At 69.2% G+C, this 15521-nt stretch carries 8 protein-coding genes; 2 read left to right on the forward strand and 6 right to left on the reverse strand.

Going from position 1 to position 15521, the window contains the following annotated elements:
* Positions 1-23: 23 nt before the first annotated feature.
* The 3 genes from ACFWN2_RS09570 to ACFWN2_RS09580 form a co-directional block, all read right to left on the reverse strand.
* Complete coding sequence (locus tag ACFWN2_RS09570; protein WP_382426200.1) at positions 24-3353, reverse strand: CARDB domain-containing protein; 3330 nt, start codon at positions 3351-3353, stop codon at positions 24-26.
* A 25-nt stretch (positions 3354-3378) separates the two neighbouring features.
* Positions 3379-7188 (reverse strand): discoidin domain-containing protein, encoded by a 3810-nt coding sequence (locus ACFWN2_RS09575; protein ID WP_382426202.1) that lies wholly within the window; start codon positions 7186-7188, stop codon positions 3379-3381.
* Between the two features lie 318 nt (positions 7189-7506).
* A complete protein-coding gene (locus tag ACFWN2_RS09580) occupies positions 7507-8760 on the reverse strand; it encodes an alpha/beta hydrolase family protein (protein ID WP_382426204.1) in 1254 nt (417 codons plus the stop codon).
* A gap of 53 nt (positions 8761-8813) precedes the next feature.
* Between ACFWN2_RS09580 and ACFWN2_RS09585 the strand changes: the two genes are divergently transcribed.
* The gene (locus ACFWN2_RS09585; protein WP_382426205.1) at positions 8814-9647 is read left to right on the forward strand and encodes an NmrA family NAD(P)-binding protein; all 834 of its coding nucleotides are present in this window, start codon (positions 8814-8816) and stop codon (positions 9645-9647) included.
* On the opposite strand, the gene ACFWN2_RS09590 is transcribed toward ACFWN2_RS09585, so the two are convergent.
* Positions 9622-12702 carry a S8 family peptidase gene (locus ACFWN2_RS09590; protein WP_382426207.1) on the reverse strand — a complete coding sequence of 1027 codons (3081 nt, stop codon included), beginning with the start codon at positions 12700-12702 and terminating at the stop codon, positions 9622-9624. The two genes, ACFWN2_RS09585 and ACFWN2_RS09590, sit on opposite strands and share 26 nt — an antisense overlap.
* A gap of 105 nt (positions 12703-12807) precedes the next feature.
* Between ACFWN2_RS09590 and ACFWN2_RS09595 the strand changes: the two genes are divergently transcribed.
* Positions 12808-13398 (forward strand): TetR/AcrR family transcriptional regulator, encoded by a 591-nt coding sequence (locus ACFWN2_RS09595; RefSeq protein WP_382426209.1) that lies wholly within the window; start codon positions 12808-12810, stop codon positions 13396-13398.
* Here ACFWN2_RS09595 and ACFWN2_RS09600 read toward each other — a convergent pair.
* Together ACFWN2_RS09600 and ACFWN2_RS09605 are read right to left on the reverse strand one after the other, a co-directional pair.
* Entirely contained in the window at positions 13388-14632 is a 1245-nt protein-coding gene (locus ACFWN2_RS09600) for a cytochrome P450 (RefSeq protein WP_382426211.1), read from the reverse strand. The genes ACFWN2_RS09595 and ACFWN2_RS09600 overlap by 11 nt on opposite strands.
* 453 nt (positions 14633-15085) lie before the next feature.
* A complete protein-coding gene (locus ACFWN2_RS09605; RefSeq protein ID WP_382426213.1) occupies positions 15086-15505 on the reverse strand; it encodes a VOC family protein in 420 nt (139 codons plus the stop codon).
* Positions 15506-15521 lie beyond the last annotated feature (16 nt).

A 15521-nucleotide genomic window follows, 5' to 3' on the forward strand; every position in this document is an offset into this window, starting at 1 on the left:
TCCAAAAGTGATCTACGTCCGAACTAGTTGATGACGAACTGCGAACCCGGCTCGATCGTGATGTTGCCGTCACGCGAGTTGGTGATCGTGACGTTCGTCAGGCGCGCCGACCCGCGGGCCTGGGCCATCGCGAGGATGCCCGAGCCGTTGTTGGACTTGTCGATGCGCACGTTGGTGATCTGCACGTCCGGCATGCCGCTGCCGCCGCCCTTGAACTGGATCCCGTCGTAGGTGGAGTCGAGGATCTCGGTGTCGCGGATGACGACGCCGGGGATCGGCAGGTTCTGCGAGAACAGCGTGATGGCGCCGAACTCCTGCGCCTCACCCCAGAACGCGCCGCCCGTGCGGTACAGGGCGTTGTTGGCGAGCGTCGTGGTCCCGCCGAACGGCAGCGGGTCGTGGTCGGTCGCCAGCATGATGCCCGGGTAGTTCGCCGTGTCGGAGATGATGTTGTTCTCCGCGCGGTTGTTCGAACCGCCGTAGATCGCGATTCCGTTGGCACGCCACGGAAGTGCGATCGTGTTGTTGAGGAACGCGTTGCCGCTGCCGACGTCGAGGTTCTGGTCCTTCACGTACTTCGACGCCCACACGGCCAGCGCGTCGTCGCCCGTGGTGCGGAACGACGAGTTGAACACCGTGGAGTTGCGGGTGCCGTTGGTGAAGTTGATGCCGTCGGCGTAGGTGTTGCGAATGCGCATACCGCTGAACTGCAGGCCGTCGCCGGGGTTCCAGCGGTCGGGCAGGTTGGTGTAGTCGCGGCCGACCCAGACACCGACGTTGGCGTGCTCGATCCACACGTTGGTGACCTTGGTGTTCTTGCCGAACCGGCCGGTGAGGCCGACACCACCCTCGGCGTTGCCGTCTCCGCCGCGGATCCGGCCGGAGCCGAAGATCGAGAAGTCGGAGAGCTGCGTGTTGTCGTCGATGTCGAACCCGAAGTTGCCCTCGTGCGGGTGGTTGATCGTGTTCGCGTCCTGCGGCTGGGTGAGCGAGAACAGCTGCGAGTGCCACATGCCGGCGCCGCGGACCGTGACGTTGCGGATGCCGACCTGGTTGTACTGGCCGGAGTTGAACAGCGTCAGGATCTTCTTCTCCTGGCGGAACTTGCCCTCCGGGATCCAGACACAGGGGATCTCCCCGTTCTGGTCGGCCGTCACGGCGCGCTGCAACGCGTCCGCGTCGTCCGTCTGGTCGTTCGCCGTGGCACCGTACTGCGTGATCGACACGCACTCGGACGGCTTCGACGCGGCCGGGGCCACCTGCTCCAGGTCGATCAGGTCGATGACGTAGAACTGGGCGTTGTCACCGGAGTCGCGCTGCAGCTTGAACTTCGTGCCGGCCGGGTAGCTCGAGGCCAGCAGCTGCGAGGTCTCGTCGAACAGCCTGCGGGCGTCGCCACCCGGACGGTTCGTGAGGCCCTCGGGGTCGTCCGTCGTGCCGTAGAGCCAGCTGTGGCGCGACGAGAACGTCAGCTTCTGCACGAACTGGTCGTTCGCGTAGAGGCTGATCGTCGCCTCCTGGCCACCGCCCGCGGCGGCGTCCGGGATGGAGTTGCGCACGACGATCGAGTTGGTGCTGACCGTCGAGGTGACCTCCACGAACTGGCCCTGCGCGTCGAGGCGCACCGACTTGCGGCCCGAGGACTCGGACCCGAAGTTGGTGTGTCCGAACGTGCGCTCGGCGTCGGCCTGCAGCAGCGTGCCCTGGTAGCGGCCCGCTTCCGCTTCGTACGAGGTGAACGGCACCGAGGCGCCGCGTCCGACCACAATGGACTGGGTCGCGGTGTTGTTGGTCTCGTTGGTCTCCGCCACCACGTTGGTCGCGTCGGCGGTCGCCGTGGCCGTGGCCCCGCCGTTGGTGGCGGTCCAGGTGCCGACGTTGACCGTGACGGTCTGACCGGCGTTGATCGCGCCGGTGTTGGCGTTGAGCGTGCTGCCGCCGACGGACACGCGGGTCACCGAGGCGCCCGCCGCCGACGTGCCGCGGTTGTTGACCGACACCGCGAACGTCACCTGCTGGCCGGCCGCCGGGGACGACGGGTTCGGCGTGACGCCGGTGATCTGCAGGTCCGGTCCCGGTGCCTGGCCGACGACCAGGGGAGAGCCGGAGGTGAAGGTGTTGTTGCCCTCGTTGGTCTCCGCGACCTGGTTGGCGGGGTCCACCGTGGCCGCGGCCGCGTAGGACCCGGCGCCACGACGGCCCGCGTCGACGGTGACGGTGGCCGTGGCTCCGGCGGCGAGAGCGCCGACGGACGCGGTGCCCGCGACGGTGCCGCCGAGGGTGGCGTTCAGCGTCGTCGCGCCGGACGCCACGGTGCCGCCGTTGCGCACGGTGGCGGTGAGCCTGATCGCGTCGGCCTCACTGGGGCTGGCCGGCGTCCACGTCAGGTTCGTGACGGTCAGGTCGGGTGCCGGTGCGGACGCGCCGAACACCTGGAACTCGGCGACCTGGCCGCCGGGCGCGCCGGTGTTCGAGTAGAAGTGCAGCCGCACGTCGGAGGCCCGCCCGCTCACCGGGACGGTGACGGTGTTGCCGGTGGCCGGGTCGAACCGGTAGTCGGCGCGCGCCTTCAGGGTCGCGAACGCGGAAGCGCTTGCCTCCTTGCCCAGCACCTCGAAGTTCTGCGTGCGGGCGCCCCACGCGGAGTCGGGGTTGAGCTTCACGACGACCGAGGTGATGTCGGCGTTGGAGCCCAGCTTCGCCGTCAGGTGACCGGGAAGGCCGTTGGACTCCCAGTACGTGCCGGTGTTGCCGTCCACGGCGTTGGCGGGCACGAAGTTGTGCACGTGCCCGGACTCCTCGACCGGCTTGCCCGCCGCGAGGTTGTCACCGGCGGGCGGCGGGTCGACCGGTCCGGACTCGCCGTGCACCTCGAACTCGCTGAGCTGGCCCGCGGACCAGCCGGAGTTCGCGGTGATCGTGACGCGCACGTACCGGGTGTCGGTGGCCGCGAAGTCCAGCGTCACCGTGTTGTTCGAGCCGGGGGAGAAGACCCGCGCGCCGGAACCGACGAGGTCGCTGAACTGCGAGCCGTTCGCACTTCCTTGCACGGCAAGCGTTTGCGAGCGCTGCTCCCAGGTCGCGGGCAGGCGCAGCACGACCTTGCTGACGCTGCGCGACGAGCCGAGGTCGGCCTGGAGCCACTGCGGGAACACACCGTTCGTGCTCTCCCAGTAGCTGCCCTGGTTGCCGTCACCGGCGTTGCCGGCCCCGTACGGGCCGTTGCTGCTGGACGCGGTCAGGTTCGCGGACAGCCGGACAACCGCTGCTCCTGCCGTGGGGGTCAATCCGAACAGTGCGAGGGCGCTGACTACGGCAGCACTCACCGCACGCTTCAACAGCGTGTTTCTCATTGAATTGTCCTTCGTGGCAGGGGTATCAGTTGTTGACGTTGATCGTGAAGGTGGACGTCGTGTTCTTGATGTCCTGGAAGTTGTTGCTGAACCGCAGGCCGTTGAAGGTCACGGAACCCACGGGCGGGCCCTGACCCGGTTCGGGCATCTCGTTGGCCCACAACCCGAAACCGGACTTGGCGTCGAACGCGTCGCCGGACTTGCGCGCGCCCGAGATGCTCACGTTGGACAACACCGTGTCCTGGAAGCTGTTCTCGGCCGCACCGTTGTACTTGGTCTGGAACATGATTCCGCTGTACGTCGGATCGATGATCTCGACGTCGCTCACCCGGATCCCCGTGTACTTCTTGGACGCGGAGAACATCCAGATCGCGCCGAACGTCTGCGCTCCCCAGAAGTGTCCGCCGGAGCGCACCAGGGTGAGGCCGCTGAACGTCGTCGGCTCGGGCCCGAAGTCCTCCATCGGGTAACCGAAGTCGAGCGAGCTGATCGTCACCGCGGAGTAGGTGAGCGTGTCCGCGATGTAGATGTTGCGGAAGATGTTGTTCTTGCCGCCGTAGACAGCGAGACCGGCCGCGCGCCACGGGGTCGTGACGCTCAGGTTCTCGAACACGTTGTTCTGCTGGCCGGTGCCGCCGTTGTCGGTGGCGGCGAACAGCGCGAACGCGTCGTCACCGGTCGAGCGGGCCTCGATGTTGGCGATCCGGTTGCCCGACGATCCGTTCGTCATGTTGAGCCCGTCCGCGTACATGTTGCGGATGCGGCTGTCCTTGATGACGTTGTTGTCGACGTTGTTGCCCCAGAACAGGCACATCATGTGCTCGACCCAGATGTTCTCGATGGTCATGTTCTGGACGCCGGCGAAGTCGAACACCTTGCCGGGGCCGTCGTTGCGCTGCGTGTAGTTGCCGAACACGGCGAACCCGCTGAACGTCGATCCGCTCGCGGACGACTGGGCGGAGAAGCCGAGGTCGGTGTTCTCCTGCGTCTGCGGGGCCTGGAACCGGGTGAACCAGGGACCGGCGCCGATCACGCGGATCGCCTTGCCGTAGACGTTGAACTTCTGCTGCGTCTGGTAGGTGCCCGCGGGCAGGTAGACGCCGATCAGGTTGCCGGTCGTGTCCATCCGGACGCGGTCGAGCGCGTTCTGCACGTCCTGGTGGGTGAACCCGGCGGGCACGGCATAGCGTGCGGCATCGGGGTTTCCAGCGGCCGTCACCTGTTCGAAGTTCACGAAGTCGATCGCGTAGTTCGTGGTGTTGGCCGCGTCCTTCTGCAGCTTGATCTTCGTGCCCGCCGGGAACGTCGAGTTGAGCATCACGTTCGCCTCGTCGTAGATGTGACGCGGCCCGCCCGCTCCCGGCGAGTTGCCCGGGGACGCCTCGTTGCCGTAGAGCCACATGTACTTCGACGTCAGGTCGATGGCCTTGTGGAACTGGCCGTTGACGTAGACGTTGAGGTTCGAGGTGATGCCGCCGCCACCGGAGCTGTCCGGGATGGAGAACCGGGTGACGAGGGTGTTGGTCGGACCCGACGTGGTGAACTCGACCGACTGGCCGGTGCCGTTCAGCGTGACGGCACGGCGGCCGGACGCCTCACCGGCGAGGTCGCCGATCGTCCTGTTCGGACTGAGGACCTGCGCGCCACCGCCGACGGTGGCGTCCTCGGCCTCGATGTGCTGCCACGGCACGCTCGCACCGCGACCGATGAACAGCGACTGCTCACTGGTGTTGTTGCCCTGCTTGGCGGGGATCTCGTTGCCGTCGTTGGCGATCACCGTGCGCACGGTGTAGCGGCCGTCGGCGGCGGGCCACGTGCCGAGGCTGACCGCGGCGGTGGTCGCACCGGCGTTGATCGTGCCGTTGTGGCTGCCGGTCAGCGTGCGGACCGTCTGGCCGCTGCTGTTGAGGATCGTGACCGTGATGCCGTGGGCACCGGCCGCCGACGCGATCGTGCCCTGGTTCTTGAGCGCGACGCTGAACGTGGTGCTCTGGCCGTTGCTCGGGTTGCTCGGCGACCAGGACGGCACGGCGACCAGGTCGGAGCTCGGGACCGGCGTCACGACGATCGGAGACGGGTGCAGGCGCGAGTTGTTGGTCTCGTCCTGTTCCGCGACCTTCTTGGTCTCGTCGACCTTGGCCGTGTACTCGTAGCTGCCGGACGGGCGGGCCGAGATCGTGGTGCTCACGTTCGCCTGCGCACCGGCCGCGAGGGCGCCGACCTGGGCCGTGCCGACACTCGTGGTGCCGAGGAAGAACGTCACGTCGGTCGCGCCGGACGCCGCCGTGCCCGCGTTGCGGACGGTGGCGTTGAGCGTGATCTGGTCGGTCTCGACGGGGCTCGTCGGCGTGACCGACGTTCCGGTGACGGTGAGGTCGGGGTTCGGGGCAGGGGTGCCGAACACCTGGATCTCCGCCACCTGGGTGCCGGGGGCACCGGTGTTGGACGTGCCGCGCAGCTGGAGGTCGGCGACCCGCCCCGCGGCGTTGATGGTGATGCTGTTGCCGGTCGCCGGGTCGAATCGGTAGTCGCGGCCGGCGACGAGGCTGGTGAACCCGGTCGCGTTCTGCTCGCGGCCGAGGACCTCGATGTTCTGCGTGCGGGCGCCCCACGCGGTGTCGGGGCTGAGCTTGACCGCGACCGAGCTGACGTCCGCGTTCGATCCCAGTTGGACGGTCAGCGTTCCCGGGAAACCGTTGGACTCCCAGTAGGTCTGCACGTTGCCGTCGTTCGCGTTGGCGGCGACGAAGTTGTGCACGTTGTTGTTCGCGGTGACGGGCTTGCCCTGCGCCAGGTTCGTGCCGGTGGCGCCTTCGCGCGTCACGGTGTTGCTGGCGGGGGACTGGTTGCCCGCCGCGTCCTTGGCGATCACGTGGTAGCTCACGCGCAGGCTGTCGGGCTGGCTGTCGGTGTGGGTCGTGCCGGTGACCGTGGTGCGCAGGACGCCGTTGGCGTAGACGTCGTAGGCGGTGACGCCGACGTTGTCGTTGCTGGCGTTCCAGGTCAGCCGGATCTGCCCGGACTGGGGCTGGGTGAAGGCGAGGCCGGTCGGCGCCGCGGGGGCCTGCGTGTCACCGCCCGTGGGGCCCTGCACCTCGAACTCGCTGATCTGGCCCGCCGGCCAGCCGGTGTTCGCGGTGATCCGCAGCCGCACGTACCGCGTGGTGGCGGCGGTGAAGTCGATGGTGACGGTGCTGTTGCTCGCCGGGTTGAACTCGTAGCCCCTGCTCGCCACCAGGTCCGAGAAGTTCTGGCCGTCCGTGCTGCCCTGCACGGAGAGGGTCTGGGTGCGCGCGCCCCACCCGGCGGTCGGGAGCTTCAGCACGACCCGGTCGGCCTTCAGCGCGGCGCCGAGGTCGGCCTGGATCCACTGCGGGAACGCGTTGTTCGCGCTCTCCCAGTACGTGCCCTGGTTGCCGTCACCCGCGTTGCCGGGGCCGTAGTTCTGGCTGACGCTGCTCGCGCTGTAGGTGGCCTGCAACTGCGCGCTGACCGCCGCTTCGCGGACTTCGAGCTTGGCCGTGGTCCTGGTGGCGCGGACGTGCCGGACCAGCGTCGGGTCGACCTGGAAGGTCACCTTGCCGTTCTTGAACTCGTGTGGTCGTTCCGCGACGAGAGTCGACCAGCCTCTGCCGTCGAGGCTCGTCTGCACGGCGAAGGTTTCGCTGCTGTTGCGGGACGACGTGAGCGTGACCTGGTCGATCCGGGTCTGCTTCGAGAGGTCGAGGCCGACCGGTGCCGCCTGGGCCGCGGGGAAGATCGTCAGGGTGGCCGCGACGGTGACCAGTGCCGTTATCGGGGCTAGCAGGGAGCGAGCGCGTGTCGTCGGTGACATGGCGGGCTTGGCCCTTCTCGGTGGGGACGCGAGGGGGTGTGGCGCGCCTCACCGTAGAAGTGTCCAGCAGATTACCGCAATATCTCGACGTGATTGCGCAAATTTGCGACATAGAGCTCTGAACAGGAAAGATGGGTGCTGCAACCCGTGTTCGACCAGTGTCCCAGCGTGCGCAAGGGCGATCACCAGCGGCTGGACAGAGCGGGTCGGCGGAGGTTCGGGCCCGAATCTGCCCGAAAAATTTGATTTGATCTCGATGCGGCTGCTTGCGCTCGCTTGCCGCGGGCTTGCGGTTGTTGCGTAAAGCTTGCGCAAGTTTCAGAGCTTCGCGAACAACCTTCTGGTTCGGTTCAGCAGATCCAGCCTGTGCTCACGCCGCCGCAGCGAGTGCCCCTCGCCGGGGTAGACGACGAGTTCGGAGTGCTCGACGGCCCGGTGCAGCAGCTCGGCTTGCTCCACCGGCACGTTGGTGTCGTCCGCGCCGTGCACGATCAACATCGGCGTGCTGATCCTGGACGCGTAGGTGAGCGGGCTGTGCTCCGCGCTGTCGCCGAGCGCCGCCTCGAACGCGCCCCACTCGCCGGTGTTGATCAGCCGCGGCCAGTCGGAGATTCCCGCCCCGACCAGCGCCGCCTTGAACCTGTCCGTGCGCGTGGTCGCCCAGGCGGCCATGAACCCGCCGTGGCTCCAGCCCGCGATGCCCAGCCTGTCCGGATCGGCGATCCCCCTGGCGACGAGCAGGTCGATGCCCGCCTCGACGTCGTGCCACTCCTCCTGGCCGACCTTCTTCGCGACGGCGGCCGCGAACGCGTGGCCGTGCCCCTGTCCGCCTCTCGGGTTGGGCAGGAAGGTCGCGATGCCCTGGTGGGCGAACCACTGCCCGGACGGCACCCAGTGCAGCTGCAGGTCGTCCGTCCAGCGGTCGTAGGGGCCGCCGTGCACGATCGTGACGAGACGAGACGGTCCGTCTCGTTCTGTGGCGCCGACGGGGAGCACCAGGAGGCCGTCGAGTTCGAGGCCGTCGCGGGCGCGGTAGTGCAGGCGCTCCTGCGTGCCCCAGGCGATGCCGTCGAGGTCGTCGTAGCGGGGCGGCAGGTGTGATCCCCTGACGCGGCCGAGGAAGGTGCCGTCGAGGCGCTGGAACTCCGTGTCGAGCCCGGTCGCGACCACCACGACCGGCGCGTTGCCGTCGTCCTGCACGAGGTCGATCGGGCATGCTCGCATGCCCTCGGTGAGGTTGCGGTGGCGCTGGTCGAACACGGCGTTGCCGCCCTGCAGGTGCGGCGGTGTGAGCGCCAGGTAGCAGACCTCGTCGCCCCACCACACCGGCGAACCGGCGTCCGCGGGTGTCCGGCCCAGGTCGGTGATCCGGCCGTTCTCGATCACGTGCAGCGCCGGGTTCAGCAGGCCGGGATCGATCTCCGGCGACGACCAGGTGATCACCGCCAGCCTGCCGTCGGGGTGCCGCGCGACCTCGGCGACGTGACGGCCGGGAACGCTCACCCCGACCGGCGCGGGCTTGGCGCGCGGTGGACGGTGGCCGGCGACGATCTCGTCGGTCAGTTCGCGCACCCCGGCTCCCTTCGCTTGATCTCCAGCTAACTACAGGTTCTACGGTCGGGTCCATGACGGTTCTCGTGACGGGGGCGACCGGGAACGCCGGACGCCAGGTGGTGAACGAGCTGCTCGCGCTGGGCCAGGAGGTCCGCGCGGTCACCAGGAACGCGGCCGCGGCACGACTTCCGGCCGGGGTCGAGGTCGTCGAGGGCGACCTGACCAGGCCGGAGACGATCCCGTTCGACGGCGTGACCGGAGTGCACCTGCTGACGAACGCGGGTGACGACTACGCGGAGCTGCTCACCGGGCCGGACCTGGTGGCGCGGGCGGAGAAGGCGGGCGTTCGCAGGGTCACCGTGCTGTGGAGCGGGTCGCGGAGCCCGCTGGAGGACGCGGTCACCGCGAGTTCGCTGGAGTGGACCGTGTTGCGGCCCGTGGACTTCATGTCGAACGCGCTGGTCTGGGCCGAGTCGGTGCGCGACCTGGGGGAGGTGCGGGAGCCGTTCGCGTACGCGCGGAGTGCGCTCGTACATGAGGGCGACATCGGCGCGGTGGCGGCCGCCGTGCTCGTGAGGGGTGGGCACGGCGGCCGCACGTACACGCTGACGGGGCCGGACGCGCTGTCCGTGCCGCAGCAGGTGGCCACGATCAGCGCGGCGATCGGGCGGGAGATCACCTACGTCGAGCAGTCCGAGCAGGAGGCGCGCGACGAGATGCTCGCGGCCGGACGGCCCGCCGAGGTGGCCGACTTCCTGTTGCGGTGGAAGAAGGACATGCCCGCCGAGGGGTACACGGTGGTCTCGGACGTCGAGGACGTGCTGGGACGGCCCGCGCGCTCGTTCGCCTCGTGGGCTCGCGAGCACGCGGGCGCGTTCGTCAGCGCAGCAGGTACGCGTCGATGATCGTCTGCTCGACGGTCTGACCGCTGCCGGACGCCTTGGCGCGCAAGGAGACCGACTTCGCGTCCTTCGGGTGCGCGAGCAGGACGCGGCTGGCGGTGATCGGCGTGCGCTTCCACGTGGTGCCGCCGTCGTAGGAGACCTCGACGGACGTGACGCGGACCGAGTCCACCTGGGACTGCGTCGAGACCGGCACCGCGAGCAGCTGGCCTGCGTGGGCGAAGCCGTCGTCGTCCAGCTGCGGCGTGAAGCGGATGACCGACAGCGGCAACGCGGTCCGCTCGGACGTGGTGCCGCTGCGGAACGTCCAGACCCCGGACACCTTGCTGCTCAAGGCGTTGGCGCGGGTCGCGGACGTCTCGACGCGGTAGTTCGCGGTGCCGGGCTGGACGTCGAGCATCGCCCAGCCCGCTTCGGTCGTCTCGACCGCCTTGACGCCGTCGCGGTACACCGTCGTCTTCGCCTCGGTCGTGGGGCCGTAGCCCTCGTTGCCTGCGCTGTCGCCGTACAGCGGCACGGTGACGCGGACGAAGTCGCCGGTGCGGAACGAGTGCGGGACGTCGCGCGCCGGCGGCAGTGCGGGGCCGAACACCGCGCGGTTGAACGGTTCCACGTACGACCGGCCCGGCTTGTAGTGCCGCAGCGGGGTGACGAGCGCGCCGATGTTGCCGGTCTGGTCGAACAGGTTGAACCTGCGCGACCAGTCACCGCCCTCGCCGCCGTAGTACTCGGTGCGCTGGCCCGCGACGAAGTTGTCCAGCGAGCCGTAGGTCCAGTCGGCGCGTCCCTCGGGGGACGAGGTGTGGCCGATCGACGCGCTCTGGCCCGGCTTCAGGGCGGGCATGTCGACCCTGACCGTCGCGAGGTCCCTCTTCAGGACCGTCTTCGTCAGGCCGTTCGGCGCGGATCCCTTCTGGTACCAGGCGAGTCCGTAGAAGTCGGGGCCCGCGGTCCAGAAGGTCGCGATCTTGCCGGTGACCTCCTTCGACTCGGGGCCGATGCTCGCGACGCCGAGGTGGTCGACGGAGCCGCCGACGGAGAAGTTGCCGAAGGTGTAGTTCGTGCCGTTGACGACGCGTTCGAAACCGGTCTGCAGCAACGAGAGCTGCGCGGTCACCGGCAGGGTCACCTTGACCGGCTTGGCCTGGCGGGCGTCGAGGGTGATCGTCGCCGGCCCCGAGACCGTCAGGTTCGGGTAGTTGATGACGTCGTGGGTGTACGGACCGGTTCCGGACGACATCACGCTGCCGGTGAGGATGTAGCGGCCCTTGGCCACGCGGGCGAGGCCGGTCGTGCTGTTCGGCCAGACGCGGGCGCCCGTGTCGACGTTGGTGAGACTGGCGAACGTCGAGGTCGTCGTGGCACCGGAGCGCTGGATGCCGGTGACCGTGAGGTCGTAGCTCTCCACCTCCAGGTCGGCGACGACGGCCGTGCGCAGGCCGCTCGCGACGACCGAGCCGCCGAACACACCGCCCGCCGGCTGCTTGGCCAGGTCCGCGGTGACGGTGGCCTTGGCCGTGCCGCCCGCCGGGACCGTGAGAGTCGCGGGGGAGACGGTGAACAGCGTGCCGGTGGTGTCGGTGGACAGGTCGAGCGTGACCGGCTCGGAGCCCGCGTTGGAGTAGGTGATCTCCTTGCTCAGCGGGGTTTCCCCGGTGTGCGGCCACTGGTGCGAGCCGAAGCTGAGGCTCGTCGGGCTCGACGTCACGTTCTGCTTGATCAGCTTGGCGACGTCGACGCGGCCGGAACCCTGCTCGAACGGCGTGAGGTTCGCGGTGGGCGTCGTGGTGCCGGTGAGCCGCGCCTTGAGGGCGGTGCCGTCCAGTTCGGGGTGCTGCTGACGCAGGAGCGCCGCCGCGCCCGCGACGTGCGGGGTGGCCATCGACGTGCCGTCGAGCGAGGTGTAGCCCTCGGCGACCGGCGGGCCGATCCGGCCGGCGGAGTGCAGCGCGGCGACGATGCCGACACCGGGTGCGGTGAGGTCGGGCTTGAGCGTGCCTGCCTGCGTCGGGCCGCGGCTGGAGAAGTCGGCGATCTTGTCGTCGTGGTCCACCGCGCCGACGGTCAGTGCCGCGTCGGCCGAGCCGGGCGAACCGACGGTGCGCGCGTTCGGACCGCTGTTGCCGGCGGCGATGACGAACAACGTGCCCTTCTCGGCGCTGAGGCGGTTCACGGCCTCTTCGAGCGGCTCGACCGCGGGGGTGTCGTAGCCGCCGAGGCTCATGTTGATGATCTGGGCGCCCTGCTCGATCGCCCACTCCATGCCGGCGATGATCCCGCTGTCCTGGCCGGAACCGTTGTCGCCCAGCACCTTCACGTCGAGGATGCTCGCGTCCGGCGCGACACCGCGGTACTTGCCGCCGCTCTTCGCGCCGGTGCCCGCCACGATTGACGCGACGTGCGTGCCGTGGCCGTAGCGGTCGACGTTGTCCGGCGAGCTCGTGAAGTTGCGCTCGCCGATCTCGCGGTCCTGGAGGTCCGGGTGGGTGTTGTCGACGCCCGTGTCGAGGACGGCGACCGTGACGCCCTTGCCGGTGAAGCCCGCCGCGTAGGCGGCCGGGGCGTTGATCTGGGCGACGCTGCGGTCGAGGTTCGCCTTGCGCTTGGCGTCGAGCCAGATCTTCTTGGCGCTTGAGGTGGCGAGGGTGCCCACGAGCGGGGTCTTGGCCGCGTCGAACGCCACGCCGTTGATGCTGCGCAACTGAAGTCCGGACTGCGCGCTGAGGGTGCCCTCGGGGTAGGTGGCGATCACCGGCAGAGCGCCGTCGTACGTGGCGAGCTCGGTGACGTCGAAGAGCCGCTCGTCGAGGCGGCCGTCCGCGATCAGCGGGATGGCGTCGTGCGGCACCACGTACTCATGGCCCTGCACGGTGTAGGTGGAGAACAGGACGCGCTCACGGCCGGGGGCCGGCTTGACCGCGCGCTGGCCGGTGAGGACCTGGTCACCGGTGATCAGCGTGACGGTCGGCGCCGCCGCCGACGGTCTCGGGGGAGTGGCTTGGGCCTGTCCGGCGGTGAGCAGGGCGCCGGTCAGCACGACGACTCCGAGTAAGCGCACCCGGTCCTCCGTAGGTCTCGTGAGAGCGTTCTCACGGACCGTAGTGAGGTGCTCACGTGGGTGACAAGGTCTACACCAATTTCCGGTACGCTTTACTCTTCTTTCGTGACAGGCCTGCGTGAACGCAAGAAGGCGGCGACCAGGGAAGCGCTGGGTGACGCCGCCTGGAGTCTGTGCGTGGAGCACGGCCTCGACCGGGTGACGGTCGATCAGATCGCTCGGGCGGCCGGCGTGTCGCTGCGGACGTTCTTCAACTACTTCTCGTCGAAGGAAGAGGCGGTCGTCGCCGGCGACACGGCCACGGCGCTCGCGTTCGTGGAGGAGTTCGCCTCACGCCCGTCGGACGAACCGGTGCTGGTCGCGCTGCGCGAGGCGTTGCACTCGATCTACCCGAGCCACGTCGACCTCGACCGGCTCCGCCAGCTCCGCGAGCTGCGCCGCCACCCGGCACTGCTGCCGTACGTGTTCGCCGCCTACTCGGCCCGCGAACAGGCGCTGACGGAGGCGATCGCGGTGCGCTGCGGGGTGGATCCGCTGGTCGATCCCTACCCGGCGGTGACGGCCTCGACGATCCTCGCGTCGATGCGCGCGGTCATGCAGTGGTGGCTGGACACCCCTCAGGCCACGGAGCGCTACACGGCCGCCGAGCTGGTCGGCCGGATGATCGACCAGCTCGGCGCCGGGTTCACCAGGTGACCGGCAGGGAGTGCACGCCGTAGATCGACATGTCGGTCCGCAGCGGGATCTCGTCGGCCGGCACGGCGAGCTTCAGCGTCGGCAACCGGCGCAACAGCTCGGTGAAGCCCACCGCCATCTCCACCCGCGCGAGCTGCTGGCCGAGGCACTGGTGAATCCCGTGCCCGAACGCCACGTGGTGCCCGCGCGGCCGGTCCACCCGGAGCTCGTGCGGCTCCTCGTACTGGCTGTCGTCGCGGTTGACCGCGGGCACCGACACCACGACCGTCTCACCGGCGCGAATCGTGACGCCGCCGATCTCGACGTCCTCCTTGGCGTGCCGCGAGACACCCGAGCTGATGATCGACAGGTACCGCAGCAGCTCCTCGACGGCGTTGTCGATCAACTCCGGGTCTTCGTGCAGCCGGGCGAACTGCTCGGGGTGCTCCAGCAGCGCGAACGTGCCGAGCGCCAGCATGTTCGCCGTCGTCTCGTGGCCCGCGATCAGCAGCAGGTTCGCGATGCCGACGAGCTCGTCCTCGTTGAGGTCGGTGTCGCGCACCAGCCCGGACAGCAAGTCGTCGCCGGGGTTCTCCTGCTTGGCGCGCACCAGTTTCTGCATGAACTGGCGCATCGCGAGGTTGTTCTTGATCTGCTCGTCGACCGTCGTGCTGAGACTCAGCAGCTTGGCCGTGCGCTGCTGGAACTCGTCGCGGTCGCCGTAGTCGACGCCGAGCAGCTCGCAGATCACGAGTGACGGCACCGGCAGCGCGAAGTCGTGCACGAGATCGGCGGGCGCCCCCTTCGCGATCATCGCGTCGAGCGCCTCGGTGACGATCTCGTGCACGCGCGGCGTCAGGTCACGCATCCGGCGCACGGTGAACTGCCCGGTCAGCAACCGGCGGAAGCGCGTGTGCCGCGGGGCGTCCATGAAGATGAACGACCCGGCCTGCCGCTCCGGCGGGAACATCTCCGCGTGCAGCTCGGGGGAGATCAGCGCCCTGGCACGCGGACTGTTGATCCGGTCCGAGCTCATCTGCGGCGCCGCCAGCACCGCCCGGGCCTCGTCGTGCCCGGTGACGAGCCAGACGACGTCGCCGTTGTGCTCGATCCGGTGGATCCGCCCCTGCCCGCTCAGCTCGGTCAGGCCGGTAGCGGGGTCGAACGGGCACCCGGCGCGCTTCTCGATGAGTTCGGCAGGCAGCTGGGGACGGATGAGCTCCGCCGCGTTGCGCTGCCGCTCGGCCGTGGTCATGGCTTCCCCTGTCTGACCCGGTGTGACCAGGTCGTGGCTCGGCGTCACCTCCAAGCTACCGAAACTTGCGCGTTGTGCAAGATTTTTAGGTGGTCCTTTAGGTTGCTTGGGGTGAGGGCCGCGGTGGGGGTGGGGGTTTGTGGGCGGCGAGGGCTCTGCGGGCTGCGGGGTTGAGGCTGGTGGGGGCTCTGCGGAGCTTGCGGGCTGAGGGTGGCGAGCCCGCGGGTTGCGGGCTTCCGGTCTGCAGGGCCTGTGGGGTTGCGGCGGAGGCGTGTGGTCGGTGGTCTGCGGGGTCGGGGGCTTGCGGCCTGTGGGGCTTGCGGGTTGCGAGGCCTTGCGGGCGGCGGGCTCCTTCGGCCTGCGGTTCATCAGGCCGAAGGAGCCCGCCGAGCCACAGGCCCGTTCAAGTCGCGGACCCGGCCGGGCCGCAGGCCCCTCCGGCCACCGGCCCACTCAGACCGCGAACACCTGCGCGTCGTCCGCGAACGCCTTGAACTCCAGCGCGTTGCCCGCCGGGTCCAGCAGGAACATCGTCCACTGCTCGCCGGCCTCCCCCTTGAACCGCACGTACGGCTCGATGACGAACTTCGTGCCGGCGGCCTTCAGCCTGTCCGCGAGCACCTGGAACTCGTCGACCGTCAGGACCAGGCCGAAGTGGGGGACGGGTACGTCGTGGCCGTCGACCGGGTTGCTGGCCCGCTCGGTCCTGCGCGGTGCGAGGTGGGTGACGAACTGGTGGCCGTGCAGGTTCCAGTCGATCCAGGTGTCGGAGCTGCGGCCCTGTTCGAGGCCGAGGGTCTCGCCGTAGAAGTGGCGGGAGGCGGCGAGGTCGTCGACGGGCATGGCGAGGTGGAAGCGCGGGATGTTCGGCATGTAGGGATGTTAACAT

Source organism: Lentzea sp. NPDC058436 (assembly GCF_042721515.1).
GTDB lineage: Bacteria > Actinomycetota > Actinomycetes > Mycobacteriales > Pseudonocardiaceae > Lentzea.

Coding starts and splice junctions, on each gene's coding strand:
- ACFWN2_RS09570 (WP_382426200.1), bottom strand. CDS start 3,353: ATGAGAAACACGCTGTTGAAGCGTGCGGTGAGTGCTGCCGTAGTCAGC.
- ACFWN2_RS09575 (WP_382426202.1), bottom strand. CDS start 7,188: ATGTCACCGACGACACGCGCTCGCTCCCTGCTAGCCCCGATAACGGCA.
- ACFWN2_RS09585 (WP_382426205.1), top strand. CDS start 8,814: ATGACGGTTCTCGTGACGGGGGCGACCGGGAACGCCGGACGCCAGGTG.
- ACFWN2_RS09600 (WP_382426211.1), bottom strand. CDS start 14,632: ATGACCACGGCCGAGCGGCAGCGCAACGCGGCGGAGCTCATCCGTCCC.
- ACFWN2_RS09605 (WP_382426213.1), bottom strand. CDS start 15,505: ATGCCGAACATCCCGCGCTTCCACCTCGCCATGCCCGTCGACGACCTC.